The organism is Streptomyces sp. NPDC090119 (assembly GCF_044747085.1).
Taxonomy (GTDB): domain Bacteria; phylum Actinomycetota; class Actinomycetes; order Streptomycetales; family Streptomycetaceae; genus Streptomyces.
The window spans coordinates 502848-524191 of the sequence record NZ_JBIVDK010000002.1; the positions used below are offsets into that span (position 1 = coordinate 502848).

General features: G+C 72.4%; 20 protein-coding genes. 13 read left to right on the forward strand and 7 right to left on the reverse strand.

Annotated elements, in window-relative coordinates; translation table 11 throughout:
* Window positions 1-119: 119 nt before the first annotated feature.
* From ACIPPM_RS09645 to ACIPPM_RS09675, 7 genes are all read left to right on the forward strand, one after another.
* Window positions 120-1307 carry a prenyltransferase/squalene oxidase repeat-containing protein gene (locus ACIPPM_RS09645; protein ID WP_401445154.1) on the forward strand — a complete coding sequence of 396 codons (1188 nt, stop codon included), beginning with the start codon at window positions 120-122 and terminating at the stop codon, window positions 1305-1307.
* Window positions 1304-1942 carry an SCO2322 family protein gene (locus ACIPPM_RS09650; RefSeq protein WP_401445157.1) on the forward strand — a complete coding sequence of 213 codons (639 nt, stop codon included), beginning with the start codon at window positions 1304-1306 and terminating at the stop codon, window positions 1940-1942. The genes ACIPPM_RS09645 and ACIPPM_RS09650 overlap by 4 nt, the downstream gene beginning before the upstream one ends.
* The gene (locus ACIPPM_RS09655; RefSeq protein WP_401445160.1) at window positions 1935-3059 is read left to right on the forward strand and encodes a CbiQ family ECF transporter T component; all 1125 of its coding nucleotides are present in this window, start codon (window positions 1935-1937) and stop codon (window positions 3057-3059) included. Before ACIPPM_RS09650 ends, ACIPPM_RS09655 begins: the two co-directional genes overlap by 8 nt.
* Window positions 3056-4702: an ABC transporter ATP-binding protein gene (locus tag ACIPPM_RS09660; protein WP_401445163.1), complete on the forward strand. Its 1647-nt coding sequence runs from the start codon at window positions 3056-3058 to the stop codon at window positions 4700-4702. Before ACIPPM_RS09655 ends, ACIPPM_RS09660 begins: the two co-directional genes overlap by 4 nt.
* Window positions 4699-5520: an ECF transporter S component gene (locus ACIPPM_RS09665; RefSeq protein WP_401445165.1), complete on the forward strand. Its 822-nt coding sequence runs from the start codon at window positions 4699-4701 to the stop codon at window positions 5518-5520. Before ACIPPM_RS09660 ends, ACIPPM_RS09665 begins: the two co-directional genes overlap by 4 nt.
* Window positions 5521-5822: 302 nt before the next feature.
* Window positions 5823-6239: a transglycosylase SLT domain-containing protein gene (locus ACIPPM_RS09670; RefSeq protein ID WP_401445167.1), complete on the forward strand. Its 417-nt coding sequence runs from the start codon at window positions 5823-5825 to the stop codon at window positions 6237-6239.
* 112 nt (window positions 6240-6351) lie between these two features.
* The gene (locus ACIPPM_RS09675; RefSeq protein WP_401445170.1) at window positions 6352-7038 is read left to right on the forward strand and encodes a YoaK family protein; all 687 of its coding nucleotides are present in this window, start codon (window positions 6352-6354) and stop codon (window positions 7036-7038) included.
* Here the strand turns inward: ACIPPM_RS09675 and ACIPPM_RS09680 are convergent.
* Together ACIPPM_RS09680 and ACIPPM_RS09685 are read right to left on the reverse strand one after the other, a co-directional pair.
* The gene (locus ACIPPM_RS09680; protein WP_401445172.1) at window positions 7000-8415 is read right to left on the reverse strand and encodes a glycosyltransferase family 39 protein; all 1416 of its coding nucleotides are present in this window, start codon (window positions 8413-8415) and stop codon (window positions 7000-7002) included. The two genes, ACIPPM_RS09675 and ACIPPM_RS09680, sit on opposite strands and share 39 nt — an antisense overlap.
* An 84-nt stretch (window positions 8416-8499) precedes the next feature.
* Window positions 8500-10578, reverse strand: a complete 2079-nt coding sequence (locus ACIPPM_RS09685; protein WP_401445174.1) for a bifunctional glycosyltransferase 87/phosphatase PAP2 family protein — start codon at window positions 10576-10578, stop codon at window positions 8500-8502.
* A gap of 286 nt (window positions 10579-10864) precedes the next feature.
* Here ACIPPM_RS09685 and proP point away from each other — a divergent pair, with 286 nt between their 5' ends.
* Window positions 10865-12238, forward strand: a complete 1374-nt coding sequence (gene proP, locus ACIPPM_RS09690; RefSeq protein WP_401445177.1) for a glycine betaine/L-proline transporter ProP — start codon at window positions 10865-10867, stop codon at window positions 12236-12238.
* A gap of 167 nt (window positions 12239-12405) precedes the next feature.
* Window positions 12406-13077, forward strand: coding sequence for an O-methyltransferase (locus ACIPPM_RS09695; protein WP_401445179.1), 672 nt, complete (start codon window positions 12406-12408; stop codon window positions 13075-13077).
* A 5-nt stretch (window positions 13078-13082) separates the two neighbouring features.
* Here ACIPPM_RS09695 and ACIPPM_RS09700 read toward each other — a convergent pair whose 3' ends face one another.
* Complete coding sequence (locus ACIPPM_RS09700; RefSeq protein ID WP_401445182.1) at window positions 13083-13475, reverse strand: hypothetical protein; 393 nt, start codon at window positions 13473-13475, stop codon at window positions 13083-13085.
* A 100-nt stretch (window positions 13476-13575) separates the two neighbouring features.
* Here ACIPPM_RS09700 and ACIPPM_RS09705 point away from each other — a divergent pair, with 100 nt between their 5' ends.
* Together ACIPPM_RS09705 and ACIPPM_RS09710 are read left to right on the forward strand one after the other, a co-directional pair.
* Window positions 13576-13986 (forward strand): DUF1992 domain-containing protein, encoded by a 411-nt coding sequence (locus ACIPPM_RS09705; protein ID WP_393911027.1) that lies wholly within the window; start codon window positions 13576-13578, stop codon window positions 13984-13986.
* Between the two features lie 44 nt (window positions 13987-14030).
* Window positions 14031-14585, forward strand: coding sequence for a GNAT family N-acetyltransferase (locus ACIPPM_RS09710; RefSeq protein WP_401445186.1), 555 nt, complete (start codon window positions 14031-14033; stop codon window positions 14583-14585).
* Here ACIPPM_RS09710 and ACIPPM_RS09715 read toward each other — a convergent pair.
* From ACIPPM_RS09715 to ACIPPM_RS09725, 3 genes are all read right to left on the reverse strand, one after another.
* Entirely contained in the window at window positions 14518-16557 is a 2040-nt protein-coding gene (locus tag ACIPPM_RS09715) for a DHA2 family efflux MFS transporter permease subunit (protein WP_401445188.1), read from the reverse strand. The two genes, ACIPPM_RS09710 and ACIPPM_RS09715, sit on opposite strands and share 68 nt — an antisense overlap.
* 211 nt (window positions 16558-16768) lie before the next feature.
* Window positions 16769-17509, reverse strand: coding sequence for a 5-formyltetrahydrofolate cyclo-ligase (locus tag ACIPPM_RS09720; protein WP_401445191.1), 741 nt, complete (start codon window positions 17507-17509; stop codon window positions 16769-16771).
* The gene (locus ACIPPM_RS09725) at window positions 17506-18669 is read right to left on the reverse strand and encodes a helix-turn-helix domain-containing protein (RefSeq protein WP_401445194.1); all 1164 of its coding nucleotides are present in this window, start codon (window positions 18667-18669) and stop codon (window positions 17506-17508) included. Before ACIPPM_RS09725 ends, ACIPPM_RS09720 begins: the two co-directional genes overlap by 4 nt.
* Before the next feature lie 241 nt (window positions 18670-18910).
* Here ACIPPM_RS09725 and ACIPPM_RS09730 point away from each other — a divergent pair, with 241 nt between their 5' ends.
* A complete protein-coding gene (locus ACIPPM_RS09730) occupies window positions 18911-19330 on the forward strand; it encodes an ATP-binding protein (protein WP_401445196.1) in 420 nt (139 codons plus the stop codon).
* Between the two features lie 90 nt (window positions 19331-19420).
* Window positions 19421-20344 carry a hypothetical protein gene (locus tag ACIPPM_RS09735; RefSeq protein WP_401445199.1) on the forward strand — a complete coding sequence of 308 codons (924 nt, stop codon included), beginning with the start codon at window positions 19421-19423 and terminating at the stop codon, window positions 20342-20344.
* On the opposite strand, the gene hemC is transcribed toward ACIPPM_RS09735, so the two are convergent.
* On the reverse strand, window positions 20331-21263 hold the full coding sequence (gene hemC, locus ACIPPM_RS09740; RefSeq protein WP_401445202.1) for a hydroxymethylbilane synthase: 933 nt from the start codon (window positions 21261-21263) through the stop codon (window positions 20331-20333). The genes ACIPPM_RS09735 and hemC overlap by 14 nt on opposite strands.
* Between the last annotated feature and the right edge of the window lie 81 nt (window positions 21264-21344).

Below are 21344 nucleotides of genomic sequence, written 5' to 3' on the forward strand. Positions count from 1 at the left end.
TTGACCGGCTCACGTGCGGGGCGCTTTGCCCCGCACGGCACCGTCGAGGCATACGGGGCCGGGCCGCCGGGGAGTGCCCCGCGCGCGTCGGCTCCTCGCAGGAGAGGCAGTCGCCGACCATGAACGTCCGCCGCAGTGCCGCGGCTCTCGCCGCCATAGGCGTGCTGGCAGCAGCCGCGCCCGCCACGGCCGCCGAGGCCGCCCCGTCCCCGAAGGTGACGGTCCCGGACGGGCTGTTCGGCAAGACCGACCCCACCTATGACGGCGTCTGGCGCCAGTCCCTCGCCCTGCTCGCGCAGCACACCGTCGGCGAGAAGCCCGCGGACCAGGCCGTGAAGTGGCTGACCGGCCAGCAGTGCGCCGACGGCGGCTTCGCCTCCTTCCGTGCCGACACCGGCAAGCCGTGCGGCGGCAAGGGCGCCCCGGCGGACACCAACAGCACGGCCGCCGCCGTCCAGGCGCTCGCCGCGCTCGGCGGGCACGACGACGTGACCGGCAAGGCCGTCACGTGGCTGAAGGCCCAGCAGAACAAGGACGGCGGCTGGGGCTACTCCCCCGGCACCCCGAGCGACACCAACTCCACCTCCGTCGTGGTCGGCGCGCTGACCGCCACCGGTGCGGCCCCCGCCGAGCTGCGCGGCAAGGGGAAGACCCCGGACGAGGCGCTGGCCTCGCTGGCCGTGCCCTGCGCCGAGAAGGGCAGCGGCGCGTTCGCCTTCCAGCCGGACAAGAAGGGCAAGCTGGAGGCCAACGCGGACGCCACGGCCGCCGGTGTGCTCGGCGCGCTCGGCAAGGGCTTCGTCGTGAAGCCCGGCAAGGCCCGCGACAAGGCCCCCGCCTGCGCCGCCGACGGCAAGGCGACCCCGGCCCGCTTGGCGGACAACGCGTCCGCGTACCTCATCGGCGCCGTCGGCAAGACCGGCCACCTGATGTCCGCGATGCCCGGCGCCGAGAACCAGCCCGACTACGGCAACACCGCCGACACCGTGGTGGCTCTGGCCGCCGACGGCTGGACGGAGCAGGCGAAGGCCCCGTACGCCTGGCTGGAGAAGAACGCCTCGAAGTGGGCGGAGCAGAGCGGCCCGGCCGCCTACGCCCAGCTCATCCTGAGCGCGCACGCCGTCGGCGCCGACCCACGCCACTTCGGCGGCACCGACCTGGTCCGGAGTCTGGACAAGCAGAGCACGGTCCCGGCCGAGCAGACCGAGAAGTCCGGCAACAGCGTCTGGTGGATCATCGGTGTCGGCCTGGTCGCGGGCATCGGCGTCGGCTTCCTGTTCAGCGGGCGGAAGAAGAACCGCCCGTGACCTCGGTCCGCCGTGCCGCGGCCCTGCTGATCGCGTCCCTCCTCGTACTGGCCGCCGCCGCTGAGGCGCAGGCCGCCGGATACCGGTACTGGTCCTTCTGGGACCGCTCCGGCGACCGGTGGACGTACGCCACCCAGGGCCCGGCGATGCAGCGTCCCGACGACGGCTCGGTCCAGGGCTTCCGGTTCGCGGTCAGCGCGGACTCCTCGGACGCGAACCGGCCGCGCGGCACGGCGGACTTCGGCTCGATCTGCGCGAAGACGCCCGCGAAGGCGGGCACCAAGCGCGTCGCCCTCGTCCTCGACTTCGGCACCCCGGCCGACGCCCCGGCCGGGGAGACCCCGCCCGCCGCGCGCACGGTCTGCGCCCGCGTCGCCCCGGACGCGAGCACCGCCGACGCCCTGGCCCAGGCGGCCAAGCCCCTGCGCTACGACACCAACGCCCTGCTGTGCGCCATCGCCGGTTACCCGGCACGGGGCTGCGGGGAGCAGGTGGCGGCAGATGAGCAAACGTCGGGCGAGCAGGCCGCCCCGAAGGACGACGGCCCCTCCCTCGGCCTCCCCCTCGGCATCGGCGTGATCGTGGTGCTCGGCGGGGCGGCGTTCTGGCAGGCGCGGCGGCGCCGGAATGCCTGACACCGGCGTCCGCGCCGCCCGCACCACCGTGCCCGTCCGCAGCCGGACACGCTTCGAACTGCACCCCGGTGCCTGGTGGTTGTGGTCGCTCGGGCTCGGCACCGCGGCCACCCGCACCACCAACCCGCTGCTGCTCGCCCTGCTGATGGCGGTGGCGGGCTACGTGGTGGCCGTGCACCGCTCCAGCGCGCCGTGGGCCCGGTCCTACACGGCGTTCGCCAAGCTGGCCGTCGCCGTGCTGCTGATCCGGCTGGTGTTCACGGCGGTGCTGGGCTCGCCGGTACCGGGTACGCACATCCTGTTCACGCTGCCCGAGATCCCGTTGCCCGGCTGGGCGCAGGGCATCCGGCTGGGCGGGCCGGTGTCGGCGGAGGCGCTGCTGTTCTCCGGCTACAACGGCCTGAAGCTGGCCGCCCTCCTGGTCTGTGTCGGCGCCGCGAACGCCCTGGCCGGCCCGGCCAAGCTGCTGAAGTCGCTGCCGGGCGCGCTGTACGAGGCGGGGGTGGCGGTGGTGGTCGCGCTGACCTTCGCCCCGCATCTCATCGCCGACGTGCAGCGGCTGCGCGCCGCCCGCCGCCTCAGGGGGCGCCCCGACCGTGGATTGCGGGGCCTGTTCCAGGTCGGACTGCCGGTGCTGGAGGGCGCGTTGGAGCGCTCGGTGGCGCTGGCCGCCGCAATGGACGCCCGCGGCTACGGCCGCACCGCCGAGGTGCCCGCGCGGGTGCGCCGTACGACGACCGCACTCACCCTGGGCGGGCTGCTCGGGGTGTGCGCGGGCACGTACGGGCTGCTCACCGCCGAGGGCGGGGTGTACGGGCTGCCGCTGCTGCTCGCCGGGGCGCTGTCCGCGCTCGCCGGGCTGCGGCTGGGCGGCCGCCGTTCGCCGCGCACCCGGTACCGTCCGGCACCGTGGGGGGTGCGGGCGTGGCTGGTGGCGGGGTCGGGCGCGGCCGTCACCGCGCTGCTGACGCTGGCGGCGGTGCGCGATCCGGGCGCGCTGAACCCCGGTGTCGTCCCGCTGGCCGCCCCCGCGCTGCCCCTGTGGCCCGCGGCCGCCGTGCTGTTGGGGCTGCTGCCCGTGCTCGTCGTACCCCAGGACCGCAAGGAGCCGTCGTGATCCGCTTCGAGGATGTCGCCGTCACGTACGACGGGGCGGCCGAACCGACCGTCCAGGGCGTCGACTTCGAGGTGCCCGAGGGTGAACTCGTGCTGCTCGTCGGGCCGTCCGGGGTGGGCAAGTCGACGATCCTGAACGCGGTCAGCGGGCTGGTCCCGCACTTCACCGGGGGCACCCTGCGCGGCCGGGTCACGGTGGCGGGCCGGGACACCCGCACCCACAAGCCGCGCGAACTGGCCGACGTGGTCGGCACGGTGGGCCAGGACCCGCTCGCGCACTTCGTCACGGACACCGTGGAGGACGAACTCGCCTACGGCATGGAGTCGTTGGGCCTCGCCCCGGAGGTGATGCGGCGCCGGGTGGAGGAGACGCTCGACCTGCTGGGCCTCGCCGATCTGCGGGACCGTCCCATCGCCACCCTGTCCGGCGGTCAGCGCCAGCGGGTCGCCATCGGCTCGGTGCTCACCCCGCACCCCCGCGTCCTGGTCCTGGACGAGCCGACCTCGGCACTGGACCCGGCCGCGGCGGAGGAGGTCCTCGCGGTCCTGCAACGCCTGGTGCACGACCTGGGCACCACGGTCCTCATGGCGGAACACCGGCTGGAGCGGGTCGTCCAGTACGCCGACCAGGTCGTGCTGCTGCCCGCGCCGGGCGCTCCCCCGGTGCTCGGCGCCCCGGCCGACATGATGGCCGTCTCCCCGGTGATCCCCCCGGTGGTCGAGCTGGGCCGCCTGGCCGGCTGGAGCCCGCTCCCGCTGACCGTCCGGGACGCGCGGCGCCGGGCGGGCCCGCTGCGGGAGCGGCTCGCCGGAAGCGAGCGGGACCTCCTCCCCCCGGCCGCCGTCCCCGCGCCCCGCCGCCGTTTCCGGCGCGCGCCCGCCCCCGCCGAGCCGCAGGTCGCCGAGATCCGGGACCTCGCCGTACGCCGGGGCCGGGTCGACGCGCTGCGCGGTGTGGACCTCACCGTCGCCCCCGGCGAGACCGTCGCCCTCATGGGCCGCAACGGCGCCGGGAAGTCCACCCTGCTCGGCTCCCTGGTCGGGCTGGTCGCGCCGACCGGCGGTTCCGTCCAGGTCGGCGGGGCCGCCCCGCACCGGCTGAAGCCCGCCGAACTGGTGCGCCGGGTCGGCCTGGTGCCGCAGGAGCCGCGCGATCTGCTGTACGCCGACACGGTGGGCGCCGAGTGCGTCGCCGCCGACAAGGACGCGGCCGCCGACCCCGGCACCTGCCGGGCCCTGGTGTCGGAGCTGCTGCCGGGCATCGGCAACGACACGCACCCCCGCGACCTGTCCGAGGGCCAGCGTCTCGCCCTCGCCCTCGCCGTCGTCCTGACGGCGCGCCCCCCGCTGCTCCTGCTGGACGAGCCGACCCGCGGCCTGGACTACGCGGCCAAGGCCCGCCTGGTCGCCGTACTGCGCGGGCTGGCGGCCGAGGGGCACGCGTTGGTGCTGGCCACGCACGACGTGGAGCTGGCCGCCGAGATCGCGCACCGGGTGGTGCTGCTGGCGGACGGCGAGGTGATAGCGGACGGCGCCACGGCCGACATCGTGGTGTCCTCGCCCTCCTTCGCGCCCCAGGTCACCAAGATCCTGGCCCCGCAGCCCTGGCTGACGGTGTCCGAGGTACGGAAGGCCCTGGCATGACCCGTACCGTTGTCCGTGCCGTCCGGCTCGGCCCCCGTTCCGTCGTCGCGCTCGTGCTGGTCGGCGCGGTCGGGGTGGCCGCGTTCGGGTGGCCGTTCCTCGCGCCGCCGGACTCGCAGGTGAGCGCGCACGCCGAGGACGCGCCCTGGCTGTTCGCGGGGCTGCTGGTGCTGCTGGTCGCGGTGGTGGCGGCGACCGTCTCCGAGTCGGGGCTCGGCCCGAAGGCCGTGGCCATGCTGGGGGTGCTCGCGGCGACCGGCGCGGCCCTGCGTCCGATCGGCGCGGGGACGGCGGGCATCGAGCCGATGTTCTTCTTGCTGGTGCTCAGCGGACGGGTGCTCGGCCCCGGCTTCGGCTTCGTGCTGGGCTCGGTGACGATGTTCGCGTCCGCGCTGCTGACCGGCGGGGTCGGGCCGTGGATGCCGTTCCAGATGCTGGCGATGGGCTGGTTCACCATGGGCGCGGGCCTGCTGCCGGGCGCCGCCCGCCTGCGCGGCAAGGGCGAACTGGCGCTGCTCGCCCTCTACGGCTTCCTCGCGGCCTTCGCCTACGGCACGATCATGAACCTGGCGGGCTGGCCCTTCATGGGCACCATGGCGTCAAACATCTCCTTCGACCCGCACGCGGCGGTCCCCGCCAACCTGGCCCGCTTCCTCGCCTACTGTCTGGCCACCTCCATGGGCTGGGACCTGGGCCGGGCCGTCTGCACGGTCGTCCTCACCCTGACCGTCGGTCCGGCCGTGCTGCGCGCCCTGCGCCGGGCCACCCGCCGGGCCGCCTTCGAGGCGCCGGTCACCTTCGACGCGCCCGGCGCGTGAGCCACCCCATATGACCGAGGTCACCTACGACCTGGGATCGTAGGCCGACACGTCCTTTATGCACCTTCTTGCAACCCCTCCGACCTGCGCTTTGAGAGCCCGGTCACATACGGGGACATCCTCGGCGGTCCGGCCGCAACTAGTAAAAGGGGGTATTGCGGGCGTTTCGGAAGCTTGCTTCTCTGGAGCCCGTCGCCCGGCGCCACGGTCCGCACGGATCGCGGCGCCGACGCATGCGGCCATCACGCGGAGCGTGCTGGAACGCGAACGGCGACCCGATGTCCCCGACGTAAGAGGTTCTCGTGTCGTTCCCCGCCATCCGCCGCATCGCTTCCCCGAAGAAGGCCCTCACCGTGGCCGCCCTGGCCTCCGGTGTCGCCGGTGTCGCGCTCGGCGCCGCCCCGGCCCAGGCCGCGACCGCCCCGTCGCCGTCCTCGGCGCAGTCCGTGGCGCACAAGATGATCCCGAACGCCGCGCAGTACAACGCGTTCAGCAAGATCGTCGAGCATGAGAGCGGCTGGAACGTCTCCGCCGAGAACAGCTCCTCCGGTGCCTACGGCCTGGTGCAGGCCCTCCCGGCCTCGAAGATGTCCTCGGCCGGTGCCGACTGGAAGACCAACCCCAAGACCCAGATCAAGTGGGGCCTGGACTACATGAACTCCCGCTACGGCAGCCCCGTGCAGGCGTGGAACTTCTGGCAGGCCAACGGCTGGTACTGAGCAGCCCCCCTTCTTTCGCGCACCCTCGCCACCGCTCGGCGAGGGTGCGCGCGCATGTCCGCACCCCCGTGGTCCACTGGTCCGGCCCCCGCCCGCCCGACCGGAGGACCGGATGCCGACGACGACCGCTGCGGCGCCGGAGCCCCGGCAGCGCGGGCTGCGGCTCCCGCTCGTCCTGCTGGTGCTGACCGTGGTGAGCGGGCTGATCGACGCCGTCGGCTATCTGGGCCTCGGCCGCGTCTTCACGGCCAACATGACCGGCAACGTGATCGTCCTCGGCTTCGCCGCCGTCGGCGCCCCCGGCTTCTCCGTACCCCTCACCGCCACCTCGCTCGGCTGCTTCCTGCTCGGCGCGGCGGCGGGCGGGCGGCTCACCTCCCGCGTCCGGAGCGCGACCCGGCTGCGCTGGACCCGGCTGACCCTGACGGCGGAAGCGCTGCTGGTCGGCGCCTCGGCGGCCATCGCCTTCGCCTGGCCCGAGGAGCCGGGCACCCGGTACGCGCTGATCGCCCTGACCGCGCTCGCCATGGGTCTGCGCAACGCGACCGTCCGCGCGCTGGGCGTCCCCGACCTCACCACCACCGTGCTGACGATGACCCTGACCGGCCTGGCCGCCGAGTCCCGGCTCGGCAGCGGCACCGGGCACCGCGCCCCGCGCCGGACGGCCGCGGTGCTGGCCATGTTCGGCGGTGCCTGTCTGGGCGCCTGGCTGGTCCTCCACCACGGTCTGGGCATCCCGCTGCTGCTCGCGGCACTGGCCTCAGCGGCGCTGGCAGCCCTCGCCTCGGACCGCGACTGAACCGGGGCCCGGCTTGCGGACGTAGACCACGACCTGGGCACCCCATACCCGGACCCGCGCGCACTGCTGGAAGTACGCCGCCAGCGTCCGCCGTTTGACGGCCTCCCGTGGAAACGGGTCGAGCGGCTGGCCGTCGGAGTCCGTCAGGGCGAGCACCCGGGGCGTGGCCAGGAGGCGGGCCCGGATGGCGTCCGGCGGCAGCTCGGTGCCCTCGAGGGTGCGGGAGGCGACCGGGGAGCGGGCGAGCGCCAGATCGTCGAGGCGGGCGTGGAGCGCGGGGTACGACAGCAGCCACTCGCGGCGCCGGGACGGCAGGAACAGGACACCGTCACCGGGCTCGGCCAGCTCCCGCACGGTCCGGGCGACCGCGGCCACGTCGTCCTTACGGCTCTCCGGCGCCCGGACCGCGAGGGACGCGGGCAGCCACGCGGCGACCAGGGCGGCGGCCAGCACACAGGCGGCGCCCTTGCGCGGGCCGGTCCCGAGCAGTCCCGGCAGCCGGTCCAGCGCGACCCCGCCGAGCAGGGCGAGCCCGGCCAGGGCGTAGAGGACGTACCGGTCGACGTACCAGGGCTTCAGCAGCGAGCCGGTGATCAGCAGGCCGGGCGGGACGATGAGCAGGGGCAGGGCGAGCGCGGTCACCGTGCGGTCGGCCAGGGCCGGGACCCGGCTCAGCAGCAGGCCCAGCGCGGAAACGGCCAGGAACGCCAGCCACATGGCCAGGCTCGGGCGGCCCAGCCAGCCGAGCTGCCGGTCCGCCTGCCCGGCGCTGACCACCGCCAGCGGCGCCACCGCCACCAGCACCCCGGCCGCCGCCACGCCCCACCGACGCCACGGCTTGCCCAGCAGCCGCAGGGTCACCGCGTGGGCGAACAGCACCAGCGCGGCGAACTCGTGCATCCAGCACGCCACCGCCAGCAGCACCCCGTACCCCACCCACCAGCCGCGTGCGGGGGAGCCGAGCCCGCGCAGGAAGAGGAGGGTCGCCCAGACGACACCGGCGGTGACCAGCGCGTACGACCGGCCCTCCTGCGCGTACTGCTGGGTCGCCGGGAACAGGGCGAACAGCGTGCCCGCGAGGACGCCGGTCCGGGGTCCGGCGAGCCGGGTGCCGAGCGCGCCGACCCCGGCGGCGGCGAGGGCGGTGGCCAGTACCGAGGGCAGCCGCAGCGCGGGGAGCCCGCCGTCCCAGAGGGCGAAGACGCCGTGCGTGAGCAGGTAGTACAGCCCGTGCACGGCGTCGATACGGCCCAGCAGGGCGAGGAGGTCACCGAGGGAGCGGTGGGCTACCTGGTAGGTGACGGACTCGTCCCGCCACATGCTGTCGTGGCGGGTCAGGCCCCACAGTCCGAGGGCCATCGCGAGCGCGGCGGGCACGAGTGTCGGGGCCCCCGCGCGTCTTGGCGGAGTGCGCTCAGGGGCGAGCGGGCGGTCGAGGTCACGTGTCGGGGTGTGCACGTCTCAGCCCGAGGTGACCGGCTGTTCCCGCTCCTGGGGTGTGCGCTGGCCCGGGGGCCGTCCGACCTCACCGGTACCGTCCGCGATCCCGCGCGGCGGCCCGGTCAGCGCGTACCCGACGGCAAAGCCGCCGCCCACCACCAGCGCACCGCCCGCCGCGTCCAGCACCCAGTGGTTGGCGGTGGCGACGATCGCGGTGAGGGTGAGCAGCGGGTGCAGCAGCCCGAGCGCCTTCATCCACCAGCGGGGCGCGAGCAGGGCGATGACCAGCCCGCACCACAGGGACCAGCCGAAGTGCAGCGAGGGCATCGCCGCGTACTGGTTGGTGATCTCGGTCATCGCGCCGTAGTCGGGGTTGGCGAGGTCCTGCGCGCCGTGCACGGTGTCGACGAAGCCGAGGCCCGGCATCAGGCGCGGCGGGGCCAGCGGGAAGAGCCAGAAGCCGATCAGCGCGAGCAGGGTGGTACAGCCGAGGGAGGTGCGGGCCCAGCGGTAGGCGACCGGGCGGCGCCGGTAGAGGACGGCGAGGACGGTCAGCGGGACGACGAAGTGGAAGGACTCGTAGTAGAAGTCCAGGAACCCACGCAGCCAGCCCACCTGGACGACGGCGTGGTTCACGGCGTGCTCGATGTCGATGTGCAGGAACCGCTCGGCGGCCAGGACGAGGTGGCCGTGGTGTTCGGCGGTCGCGCGGGCGGCCTCGTCGCCGCTGCCGGTCGCGGCGAGCCGTACCTGCTGGTAGGCGGCGTAGGTGACGCGGATGAGCAGTAGCTCCAGCAGCAGGTTGGGCCGGGTCAGCGGGCGGCGCGGGAACGGCAGCAGCGGTACGTGGTGCGGCCGGGCCGGGACCTGGCGGGCGTACTCGGTGGGCACCGGGGCGGCGTAGTGGGGGGAGGTGCGGGACAGGAAGGGGACGGCGGTGGCGGCGGCCAGTGCCGCGAGGAGGACCAGGTTGTCCCGCAGCGGGTACATCACCGGGGTGTTCGGCAGCATCATCGTCGCCGGGAGGGTGGTCACCAGGACCACCGCGACCGGCCAGACGGTACGGTCGGCGGCCCGCGTGCCGACCCGTCCGACCACCGCGAGCAGCACCCACAGCAGCTGGTGCTGCCAGCTCGTCGGGGAGACGGCGACCGCGGCGCAGCCGGTGACGGCCACGGCGAGCAGCAGTTGTCCGTCGCGGGCGTAGCGCACGGCCCGGCGCAGCGCGAGGACGGCGACGGCGGTGCCGAGCAGCAGGAAGAGCGCGATCTCCAGCGGGCCGCTGAGCCCGAGCCGGAGCAGGGCGCCGTGCAGCGACTGGTTGGCCAGCGCGTCGGCGCTGCCGCCGAGGCCGACGCCCGCCATGTGGTGCACCCAGTAGGTGAGGGAGTCGCCGGGCATCGCGGCCCAGGCGAGCAGGGTGCTCCCGGTGAAGGTGGCGGCGGCGCTCAGGGCGGCCCGGCGGCGCCCGGTGAACCACAGCAGCGGGGCGAAGAGCAGTACGGTCGGCTGGAGGGCGGCGGCGAGGCCGACCAGCGCGCCCGAGGTGCGTTCGCCGCGCACGGTGAAGCAGCCCAGCAGGACCAGCAGCACCGGGATCACGCTGGTCTGGCCGAGCCACAGGGTGCTGCGGACCGGCAGCGAGACCATGAGCAGGCTGATGGCGACCGGAGCGGCCAGCAGGGCGGTGCGGCGCCCCACGGGCCGGGGCAGCGCGCGGGCGGCGACCAGGCCGAGGGCGACGACGAGCAGCAGGGTGCCGAAGGTCCAGCCCCAGCCGAGGGCCTGTTCGGCGGCGCGGGTGAGCGGCTTGAGGACCAGACCGGCGAAGGGGGTGCCGGTGAACCGGGTGGAGTCGTACAGGGAGCCGTTCACGTGCAGGACGCCCTCCGGGCCGACCCAGGTCTCCAGGTCGGTGAGGCGCTGCCCGCTGGGGCTGGTGAGGACGGCGGCCATCTGCCGGACCGCGAGTATGGCGGCGACCGCCCACAGGGCGAGCCGTGCGGCGCGCAGCCGTGCTCCGGGTCCGGGTGCCGCCAGGGCGTCCGCCGGCCGTCCGCCGCGCTCCACGTCCACCACGCCTCGTGGCCTCCCGCCCATCGCGTCACCTGATGCCCGTCCCCATTTGTCCGGATGACGATAGTCCGAAAGGGGCGCGGTTTCCGCTTCATGGCGCGATATGGATCACATTTTTGGCGGGGATCATGCTCGGCGAACGGGGCAGAAGTCCCTGCGTAGAGCTGGTTTCTTTGCAGAACGCAACGTTCCACTCACAGGACGTAAGAGGTCGAAACCCTCCTATCGTCTCTTTTCTGCCTGACGCACGTCTTCGCCGTCGTCGTCCGGCGTCGCCCGTGTCCCCGTCGAAAGGCAGGCGAGTTCCGTTTTGGCCGCCACCGCTGTCAGTCCCCGTCCGAAGAACCTTCGGACCTCGAAGGCCCAGGCAGAGCCCACGGCCACCGATCCCGCGCTCGTCAAGCGTGCCGTCAAGGCGGCGGCGCTGGGCAACGCGATGGAGTGGTTCGACTTCGGTGTCTACAGCTACATCGCGGTGACGCTGGGCAAAGTCTTCTTCCCTTCCGGGAACGCTACTGCACAGCTCCTCTCGACGTTCGGCGCCTTCGCCGCGGCCTTCCTGGTCCGTCCGCTGGGTGGCATGATCTTTGGCCCGCTGGGCGACCGGGTGGGACGCCAGAAGGTCCTCGCCGTCACGATGATCATGATGGCGGCGGGCACGTTCGCCATCGGCCTGATCCCGTCCTACGCCTCCATCGGCGTCGGCGCCCCGCTGCTGCTGCTGGCGGCCCGCCTGGTGCAGGGCTTCTCCACCGGTGGTGAGTACGCGGGCGCCTCGACCTTCATCGCCGAGTACGCCCCGGACAAGAAGCGCGGCTTCCTCGGCAGCTGGCTGGAGTTCGGCACGCTGGCCGGTTACATCGGCGGCGCGGGCCTGGTCACGCTGATGACCGCCCTGCTCTCCACGGACGACCTGCTCTCCTGGGGCTGGCGCATCCCGTTCCTGATCGCCGGTCCGATGGGCATCATCGGCCTGTACCTGCGGATGCGCCTGGAGGAGACCCCGGCGTTCGCCGCCGAGGTCGAGAAGGCCGAGACCAACCGGCCGAAGGTCCCGCTGCGCGAGATGGTCCAGGGCCAGTGGAAGTCGCTGCTGCTGTGCATGGGCCTGGTGCTGGTCTTCAACGTCACCGACTACATGCTGCTGTCGTACATGCCGAGCTTCCTCACCAGTGAGCTGAAGTACGACGAGACGCACGGTCTGCTGGTCGTCCTCGGTGTCATGGCGCTGATGATGATCGTCCAGCCGTTCGCCGGTGCCCTGACCGACCGGGTCGGCCGCCGTCCGGTCATCGCCGCGGGCTGCGCGGGCTTCCTGCTCCTGTCGATCCCCGCGATCCTGCTGATCCGCCAGGGCAGCCTCCTCGCCGTCGCGTGCGGCATGGGCGCGCTGGGTCTGCTGCTGGTCTGCTTCACCTCGGCCATGCCCGCCGCGCTCCCGGCGCTCTTCCCGACCCGGGTGCGCTACGGCTCGCTGTCGATCGGCTTCAACGTCTCGGTGTCCCTGTTCGGCGGTACGACCCCGCTGGTGGTCACCGCGCTGATCGGCGCGACCGGCGACCTGATGATGCCCGCGTACTACATGATGGCGGCCGCCGTCATCGGTGGTTTCGCGGTGTGGCGGATGAGCGAGTCCGCCGGTCGCCCGCTGCCGGGCTCGCCGCCCGCGGTGGAGGCCAAGTAGGCAGGACCCGTCCACGGGCCAGGTGGGCGCGGGAACCGAGGTTTCGGTTCCCGCGCCCACTTCTGTCTTTCCGCCCCTTTCGGGGCGCGGCGCTGGGAGCATCCGGGGGGAGCACCATGGACCCTGGCAGAGGCTTTGCGCAGACACTCGGGAAAGGCAGCACACGCATGAGCGAGTCGCAGCGGTGGGACGACGTCGACCTCTACTTCGCCAGCCGTCTCGCGCCGGACGACGACGCGCTGCTGGCGGCGCTGCGCGACTCGGACGCAGCCGGGCTGCCGCCCATCGCGGTGACCTCCACCCAGGGCAAGTTCCTCCACCTCCTGGCGCAGATCCAGGGCGCCCGGACGGTGCTGGAGATCGGCACCCTCGGCGGTTACAGCACCATCTGGCTGGCCCGCGCCCTCCCGGCGGAGGGCCGGGTGGTCACGCTGGAGCACAGCGCGAAACACGCCGACGTGGCCCTCCGCAACATCGCGCGGGCGGGCCTGGACCGGATGGTGGACGTGCGGGTCGGCCCGGCCCTGGAGTCCCTCCCCAAGCTGGCCGACGAGAACCCGGCCCCCTTCGACCTGGTCTTCATCGACGCCGACAAGGCGAACAACCCGCACTACGTCGAGTGGGCGCTGCGCCTGTCCCGCACCGGCAGCCTGATCGTCCTCGACAACGTCGTCCGCGGCGGCCATGTCACCGACGCCACCAGCACCGACCCCGCCATCACCGGCACCCGTACCGCCATCGACCTCATCTCCACCCACCCCCGCCTGACCGGCACCGCCCTGCAGACGGTGGGCGCCAAGGGCTACGACGGCTTCGCGCTGGCGCGGGTGGTGGAGTAGCCGCCTCACGCCTCGTGGTAGAAGCCCACGTTCACGCTGCGCGGGGCCGTGCGGTCCTGGACGACGACCTCGCCGGAGGCTCCCCGGGGGAGGCGGACCGTGCCGCCGTAGGGGACGATCTGGGCGTACTCGCCGACCGTGAGGCGGACCTCGGAGGAGGGGTCGGGCTGGGAGCCGTGCAGCCAGGAGAGCTGCCAGCCGCCGTCGGGGCCGCAGAGGAACTCCAGGTGGACGCGGGAGACGAAGAGCCAGTCCTCCGGGGTGACCAGTCGGCACACGGCGCCGTCCCGGCCCACGCGCAGCGCGGCACCCGGTTCGCTGGGCGCCTCGGCCATGGTCATGCCGGCCGTGGCACCCACGTCCTCGCTCGAGACGGCGGCCATGGTGAGTTCGAGCACGCGAGTTCCCCCTGAAGCCTCCTGGTGCGGGCCCCGGATCGCCGCACCGCCGCCGCATGATAGAACGCCCGGCTCGTCCCCGTCCGGCACAATGGGGGGCATGACCGAGCGAAAGCCACCGGGTGTCCCGTTCGAGTCCTGGGTCGACCACCAGATCAACGCGGCGCAGCGCCGCGGGGAGTTCGACGAGCTGCCCGGCACGGGCGAGCCGCTGCCCGCCGGACTGGACGGCGCGTACGACGAACTGTGGTGGGTCAAGCGGAAGATGGCCCGCGAGGGCCTGGCCGTGCTGCCCCCGTCGCTCGCCCTGCGCAAGGAGGCCGAGGACGCGCTCGCGGCGGCGTACGCGGCCCCCTCGGAGCGGCGCGTCCGGGAGATCATCACCGCGGTCAACGTCAAGATCCGGGACATGATGTTCCGTCCGCCGCCGGGCCCGCCGCTGGGGAAGAAGCCGTACGACGTGGACGAGGTCGTGGCCGAGTGGCGGCGCCGACGGGGCACCGGCGCCTGAAACCCGCTTGCCCGCGCCCCGCGCACCCCGCTGGGATGGTCCGCATGACGACGTGGACCATCGCCCCGGAGCCGTACGACTCCCCCGTGGCCGCCGCTCTCTGGCGGGCCTACTACACCGAGGTCAGCGACCGCTGGTACCTCCTGCACGAGGGACACCCCACGGACCCGGCCGAGCTGGAGCGCGAAATCGCGGCCCGCACCGGCGCCGAACTCGCCTACCCGAAGGGCGAGTTGCTGGTGGCCCGGTACGGCGGCGCACCGGCCGGCTCGGCGGGCGTACGGCTCCTCACCCCGGACACCGCGGAACTGACCCGCGTCTTCCTGTACGAGCACGCGCGCGGCAAGGGCGGCGCCTCCCTCCTGGTCCGCGCCGCCGAGGAGGCCGCCCGCACCCTCGGCGCCCGCCGGATGATCCTGGACACCCGCACCGACCTGGTCGAGGCCCGCACCCTGTACGTCCGGCTCGGCTACACCGAGACGGAACGGCACAACACCGACCCGTACGCCGAGCACTGGTTCACCAAGGACCTCACCCCGGCTTCCGTGCCGCCCCGCCCTGCGGCCGCTCCCGCTCGGAGCCGCACAGCTCCGCGGTGAGCTCCTTCACCAACTGCACCAGATCCGTGGGCCGTCCGGGCTCCCACCAGTCCCCCAGCAGCTCCGACAGGGAGTCCTCGCGGGCCTTCGCCAGCCGCTCGGCGACCTCCGCCCCGGCCGGGGTGAGCGACAGCTCCAGCCCGTCCCGAGCGGCCAGCCGCCGTTCCTCGACCTGGCGGGCGGCGGCCAGCACCGTGCTGAGCGGGACGGGACAGCGCTCGGCGAGCATGTACGGCTCCACGCGGCCGTTCCTGCGCATCCGCAGCAGCATCCAGCTCGCGGCGGGCAGCAGGTCGTACCCGGCGCGGGCGGTGATCTCCTCGTAGATCTCCCGCCGCCCCTCGCGGGTCCCGAGTGTGGAGAGCGCGCGGCACACCTCCTCGTAGGAGGAGCGGTGGACCGGGTTGGGCGGGATGGTCTCGGAGGCGTCCGGCGCGGTGACCGAGCCGCGCAGCGGGTCCTCCCTGAGGAACCAGGCCAGGACGAAGCCGAGGAACGCGACCGGTGCCGCGTAGAGGAAGACGTCGGTGATGGACGAGGAGAAGGCGTGCAGCGCGGCCGGGCGCAGCGGGGGCGGCAGGGCGCCGATGCCGCGCGGGTCGGCCTCCAGCGCGTCGGGCGAGATGCCGGACGGCAGCCGGACGCCCCGGAAGGCTTCCGTGAGTTTGTCGCCGAGGCGGCTGGAGAAGACGGTGCCGAAGATGGCGACGCCGAAGGAGGCGCCGATGGAGCGGAAGAAGGTCGCGCCGGAGGTGGCGACGCCCAGGTCCTGGTAGGACACCGCGTTCTGCACGATCAGGATCAGCACCTGGAGGACCAGGCCGAGCCCGAGGCCGAAGACGAAGAAGTACAGGCTCATCTCCAGCGTGGAGCTGCGTTCGTCGAGCTGGTGCAGCAGGAGCAGCCCGAGGGCGGTGACGGCCGTGCCCGCGACCGGGAACACCTTCCAGCGGCCGGTGCGGCTGACGATCTGCCCGGAGACGGTGGAGGTCAGCAGCAGCCCGACCACCATCGGCAGCATGTGCACGCCGGACATGGTGGGCGAGATGCCGTGCACGATCTGGAGGAAGGTCGGCAGGTAGGTCATCGCGCCGAACATGGCGAAGCCGACGATGAAGCTGATCACGGCGGCGAGGGTGAAGGTGCGGATGCCGAACAGCCCCAGCGGGAGCACCGGTTCGGCGGCCCGCCGCTCCACCGCGACGAACGCGACGGCGAGCACCACGCCCAGCACGGCCAGCCCGATGATCTGCGCCGACGCCCACGGCCAGGTCGTCCCGCCGAGCGAGGCCACCAGCACCAGACAGGTGGCGACGGAGGCGATCAGCAGGGTGCCGAGGTAGTCGATGGTGTGCCGCTCGGTACGGCGCGGGATGTGCAGGGCGGTGGCGATGACGACGAGCGCGACGATGCCGATGGGCAGGTTGACGTAGAACACCCAGCGCCAGCTCAGATGCTCGGTGAACAGCCCGCCGAGCAGCGGCCCGAGCACGCTGGTCGCGCCGAACACGGCCCCGAACAGCCCCTGGTACCGGCCGCGTTCACGGGGCGGGACGATGTCGCCGACGATCGCCATCGACAGCACCATCAGCCCGCCACCGCCGAGCCCCTGCAGCGCCCGGAACCCGATGAGCTGCGGCATGTTCTGCGCCATCCCGCACAGCGCGGAGCCGATCAGGAAGATGACGATGGCCAGCTGGAACAGCCGCTTCCGCCCGTACTGGTCCCCGAGCTTCCCCCACAGCGGGGTCGCGGCGGTGGACGCCAGCAGATACGCCGTGACGACCCAGGACAGATGCTCGAGCCCGCCCAGATCACTGACGATGGTCGGCAACGCCGTCGACACGATCGTCTGGTCCAGCGCGGCCAGCAACAGCCCGAGCAACAGGGCCCCGATGGAAACGAGCACGTTCCCACTCACATGCTCCCCCCGACGCACCTCCTCGGCAGCGCCATGCGTATCCAGGGCCATGAAGACCTCCCGAGGCTCGTGTGCCCGGCTTCCATGGTCGAGGGTGGGGACGATTACGGCCTGTCGGGAACGATGACGGGCGAGGCGCTCGAGGGCAGGACACCGGGGTCCTGGTGGGCCTGGCGGGGCAGCCGGCCGGGGCTCGCGTACGGCCGTATGGGGGACGAGGCGGATGTCGTGGACATGGTCGTCCTGGGAAGCGTTGGCCCGTTCAGCGCGCGGGACCGCGAGCCGCGAGCACCGGGATGGACGCGATCTTCGCCGCGTCGAGATGCTCCCAGATCAGCCCGGACGGCCGGTGCGGCGCGGGGCAGGTGATGACCTCCTCGGGGGTCACGATCACGTCGACGCCGACATCGTGCAGGGTTGCGGGCAGTTCCTCGTCGAGGACCTGCAGCTGGTGCACGGTGGTGACGACGACGGTGTGGTCACCGATGAGCCCGGCCTCGGTGAGGAACGCGAACTCGAGATCGGAGTAACCGGCGCCCTTGCCGATGCGCACCCCGGCCCGGTTCACGGCGACGCTTCCCAGGACGACCATGTCCACGGGGCGCAGGGCGTCCACGCCCACCTTGGGGGCGATGACGGCGGCGACCCGGCTGGAGGCGGCTTCGGCCGGCGGGACGGTGAGGGCCCCGGGGTCGAGCAGGTAGAAGGGACGGCGGTCGGCGAGCCTGGGCACGGCCATGAAGACGGTCTTGCCCTGGGTCAGCGCGAGAGCACGCACGGGGAGCTGGGCCTTGTCGGGTACGGACTTGACGACACCGGCCTGCTTCCACGCGGCGAGCCCGCCAAGCCGTTCGGCTGCCTCCCGCGACCCGACGAAGTCCGGGATGCGCCCGTGCGCGGTGACGTCATGAACGGCACCTGCCGCGTCCAGCGCGTCCCACACCCTCTCGCGCAAGCGCTGCTTCTCCCGGTCCACGCCCGTGAACCTACGGTCGTCGCTCATGCCGCCTCCATCAACGCCAACAGACGGTCCTGCGCTTCCTGGACCGCACTCTCGCCTCGCCAAGCGCGCAGTTCACGCGCTGCACGGAAGATGACGTTCATTCCACCACCTCCGCGCGCTCCCCTGAGTTCGTCCACCGCATCGTTGAACGCGACTAGGGCAGCCTCAAGGTCACCACGCCGAATCGCGGTGAGTGTGAGGTTTCCCAGGACGATCGCGCGTGATTTGCGGGGGCCTTGCATGCCCGACGCGGTGTCCTGTAACAACTGCTGCGCCTTGTCGAACTTCCTGAGAGACAGGTAGCAGGAGCCGGCTAGGCGCCCGAAGTGCGTCGGGGTGAACATCTCGTGTGCCGCGTCGGTCCCGTCGGAGCATCCGAGGTGCTTCTCCGCCCTCGACAGCGCCCGCTCGCACTCGCTGCCCTCGCCGAGAAAGGCGTGAGCTTCGGCGGCATGCAACAGGCCCAGACCTGTCAATGCGTGGCTCGTCTTCCTGGTGGTCCGCACGGCTTGGAGCGCGAGTTCGAGACCCTGCCGATGGTCGTTCGCTCCGTACAGGGCGACGTAGCAGATACGGAGAAGAGCGTGTCCCTCGGTCGCGGGGTCACGCAGATGGCGTGCCACCTCGAGACTCTGCTCGTAGTAGGCACGGGCCGACACGTGGTCCCGCCGCTGAGAGGCGTCCCAGATCAACTGGCCCATGAGCATGGCCGCATCGGCCTGGAGCGAGCACAATTCGCGCCGTACTCGTCCTGCCGGGGCCTCCTCGGCGAGGAAGCCGACCTTGCTGAGCTGCTGCCCTGCTTCCGCGAGGAGGGTCGCGGACGGGACAGCGTCATAGCGCTCCATCAAGCGTTCCATATCGGACCGCAGCTCCACTGCCACGGTCAGATCGACACCTGAGGGGTGGCGAAGCCCGTAGCCGACCCGCTCTCTGCCGCTGGACGTGCTTGCGGGCGCCGCCATCAGGTCCTCCAACTCCTCGGCGTTCACGCGGAGAAGTCGGGCTAGGCGGGGTCGCTGGAATGGGAGCGGACTCGAATCCCCGGATTCCCAGCGGCGAACCGTGGAGCGTTCAACTGCGAGAGCCTCGGCAAGGGTCTCCTGCGTGAAACCTAGGGCACGGCGCCGTCGAACAAGCTGGTGCCTCTTCACCCCCATCGGTCAACCCTCCCCTGTTGCCACCGCATTGATGGCGAAGCGGAACCTCAGGTCGAGCCAGGCTATGCCCCGCTGACGCCCCACTGCCGCCCCAATTCTGCTCTGGTTCCCCGTCTCCGGGAGCGGTTCCGTAGTTCTGCTCGCAGACCGAACCGCTCGATCTACCCCCGCGAGTGCCTGCTCGCCCGGCGCCCATTCTTCCGACGGCGTCATTCCCGTAGAGACAAGGAGACCAGGACGCATGGACGACCAGGCTGAACTCCGGTTCCAACGCGCGGCCGCGTCCGTCGGCAAGGCGCGCGCCTTCGTCCGGGCCGCACTTCCTGCCGCGCAGGTCCGTGAACGCATCGACGACATCACGTTGTGCGTGTCCGAGCTGGCCACCAACGCGGTGAGGCATGGCAGTCCGGCCGGTCACCTTTTTCTCGTACGAGTGAGCGTCAATGAGTCGCTTCTGCGCATCGAAGTGCACGACGCGGGTGAGAGCCGGCCCGTTCTTCGGGCTCCGGCAGACGACGACCTGTCCGGTCGTGGCCTCGTCCTCGTTGACTCCCTCGCCGACGACTGGGGCACCGGCCCTCGTGACGGGCTCGGCAAGGTCGTCTGGATCGAATTCAAGCTGCCCGAGCCTGCGTCCGTGTGTGGCCCTGCGCCGTCCTGATGCTCTCCTTGCACAGCGCTCTGCTCACCGCCGCCCCGCCCGCGACATCCCCTCGCGGGAATTGGGCGGCCCCGGAGAAGGAAGACGCCCATGTATCGCTCATCCGTCCGGAGCTTCATCGGCGGTCCCGGACTGACCCCCGCGGACCTGGCCATGGTCTTCCTCATGCGGGAGGACGACGACACGAGACCGCGCCCGATGCCCACACTGACCGTGCGGGAGGTGCCCGCGGCCGTCCGGGCTCTTGCTTCCCTCGGCGTGCACTCGGTGAAGATCTTCGCGGGGTCCAGGGTCAGGGACGCCCACGCGACTCAGGGCATGTCTCCCATCAGCCTGATGGCTCGTTCGATCAGCGCTGCGAAGAAGGCTGCTCCCGGTGTGCTCGTGATGACGGAGACCTGTGTCTGCTCCCACAACGACTCCGGCGAATGCTGGCTCGCCGACGAACGCGGAGATGTGGACCTGGCGGCGACGATCAAGGTCCTGGCGGCCCAGGCGGTTATGCAGGCCGCGGCCGGGGCGGACATCGTAGGACCGGCCGCGATGATCCCCCGGTCCGTGCGCGCCGTCCGACAGGCCCTTGACGCAGCAGGTCACAAAGGGGTGGGCATCATGCCGCACCTGATCTTCGAATCGTCCCTGTACGAGGGCTACCGGGCCTCCATGGGCGCAGTACCTCGCTCCGGAACCCGGGCGTTCCAGATCGCCCCCGGCCGCTCCGAGCAGGCCGTACATGTGGCGCGAGAGATGGTCGATGAGGGCGCGGACATGATCCTCACCGAGCCCGCTCTCCACACCGTCGACACTCTCGTCCACCTCAAGGACAAGATCCCCGTGCCCCTGGTGCCGTTCTCGGTGTCGGGCGAGTACCTGCGTCTCACCGACCAGCGGGCCGACGGCGGGCGGGACGTGAGGGGGTTGCTGGAGGCATACACCGTCCTCAAGCGCGCCGGTGCCGGTCGCATCATCACTTACGGCGCCCTGGAGCTCGCCCGTGAAATCAGTGCCTCCTGATCGAGGCGAGGATGCCGGATGCACCCTGCGCTAGGAGGTCGGCCGCGACACAGGCGCCGAGCTTCTCCGGGCCATCCGCCGGTCCCTGTCCGGCCGCCGCGACCTGCCGGGCGCCGTCCAGGGAGGTCACGGCGGCGGAGAGGTGCAGAAGTCCATCAGGGCCGATCCGGCCCCAGGCGCCGACCGGGACGGAACAGCCGCCATGAAGTTCGGCCAGCAGGGCGCGCTCGGCCCGTACGCACGCGTCGACCCGTGGGTCCCCGGTCGGCGCCAGGAGGTCGGCGACCGGGGAGGCGGCCCGCACTTGGATTCCCAGAGCTCCCTGGCCCGGCGAGGGGGGAAAGACGGCGGGATCGAGCAACTCGTGGACCTCGGGCAGCAGGTCGAGCCGATTCAGGCCCGCTGCCGCGAGGACCACGGCGTCGAGACCGCCCCTGGTGGTCCGGGCGAGCCTGCCGGGGACGTTCCCCCGGATTGGCACCACGTCGAGGTCCGGTCGCAGGGCGAGGAGCTGAGCGATGCGCCTCGGGGCGCCGGTCCCGACCGTGGCTCCCTTCCGCAGACCCTTCAGCGTCGACCCGCACAGCACGTCGCGCACGTCCTCGCGCGGGCCGGGAGTCGTCAGCAGGAGCGTGTCTTCGTGCACGGAGGTGGGGAGGTCCTTGAGCGAGTGGACGATCACGTCGACCCGCCCGGTCACGAGAGCTGCCTCCTGGTTCGTGGAGAAGGCGCTCCCCCCGGCCGTCCTGGCGACCTCGGCGAGGGTCGGGGTCACGCGATCCTGATCACCGCCTTCGAGGATGACCTCGCGTTTGAACGTCACACCGGGAAACCGCCCGGCGATCGGCGTGAGCCACTCCGTGACCTGCGTCCGGGCCAGCCTGCTGGCTCGGGAACCGATGCGCACCACGTCGCCCATTTGGGTCAACTCCTCGCCAGGGAAGGCTGGTTGGCGACCCATCGTATGCCCGCGTAGACCATGCGTTTTCCGACAGATCGT

Bases quoted from the DNA above. Each gene is read 5' to 3' on its own strand.
- ACIPPM_RS09645 (WP_401445154.1), top strand. From the start codon at position 120: ATGAACGTCCGCCGCAGTGCCGCGGCTCTCGCCGCCATAGGCGTGCTG.
- ACIPPM_RS09655 (WP_401445160.1), top strand. From the start codon at position 1,935: ATGCCTGACACCGGCGTCCGCGCCGCCCGCACCACCGTGCCCGTCCGC.
- ACIPPM_RS09665 (WP_401445165.1), top strand. From the start codon at position 4,699: ATGACCCGTACCGTTGTCCGTGCCGTCCGGCTCGGCCCCCGTTCCGTC.
- ACIPPM_RS09675 (WP_401445170.1), top strand. From the start codon at position 6,352: ATGCCGACGACGACCGCTGCGGCGCCGGAGCCCCGGCAGCGCGGGCTG.
- ACIPPM_RS09685 (WP_401445174.1), bottom strand. From the start codon at position 10,578: ATGGGCGGGAGGCCACGAGGCGTGGTGGACGTGGAGCGCGGCGGACGG.
- ACIPPM_RS09695 (WP_401445179.1), top strand. From the start codon at position 12,406: ATGAGCGAGTCGCAGCGGTGGGACGACGTCGACCTCTACTTCGCCAGC.
- ACIPPM_RS09705 (WP_393911027.1), top strand. From the start codon at position 13,576: ATGACCGAGCGAAAGCCACCGGGTGTCCCGTTCGAGTCCTGGGTCGAC.
- ACIPPM_RS09710 (WP_401445186.1), top strand. From the start codon at position 14,031: ATGACGACGTGGACCATCGCCCCGGAGCCGTACGACTCCCCCGTGGCC.
- ACIPPM_RS09715 (WP_401445188.1), bottom strand. From the start codon at position 16,557: ATGGCCCTGGATACGCATGGCGCTGCCGAGGAGGTGCGTCGGGGGGAG.
- ACIPPM_RS09720 (WP_401445191.1), bottom strand. From the start codon at position 17,509: ATGAGCGACGACCGTAGGTTCACGGGCGTGGACCGGGAGAAGCAGCGC.
- ACIPPM_RS09725 (WP_401445194.1), bottom strand. From the start codon at position 18,669: ATGGGGGTGAAGAGGCACCAGCTTGTTCGACGGCGCCGTGCCCTAGGT.
- ACIPPM_RS09730 (WP_401445196.1), top strand. From the start codon at position 18,911: ATGGACGACCAGGCTGAACTCCGGTTCCAACGCGCGGCCGCGTCCGTC.
- ACIPPM_RS09735 (WP_401445199.1), top strand. From the start codon at position 19,421: ATGTATCGCTCATCCGTCCGGAGCTTCATCGGCGGTCCCGGACTGACC.
- hemC (WP_401445202.1), bottom strand. From the start codon at position 21,263: ATGGGCGACGTGGTGCGCATCGGTTCCCGAGCCAGCAGGCTGGCCCGG.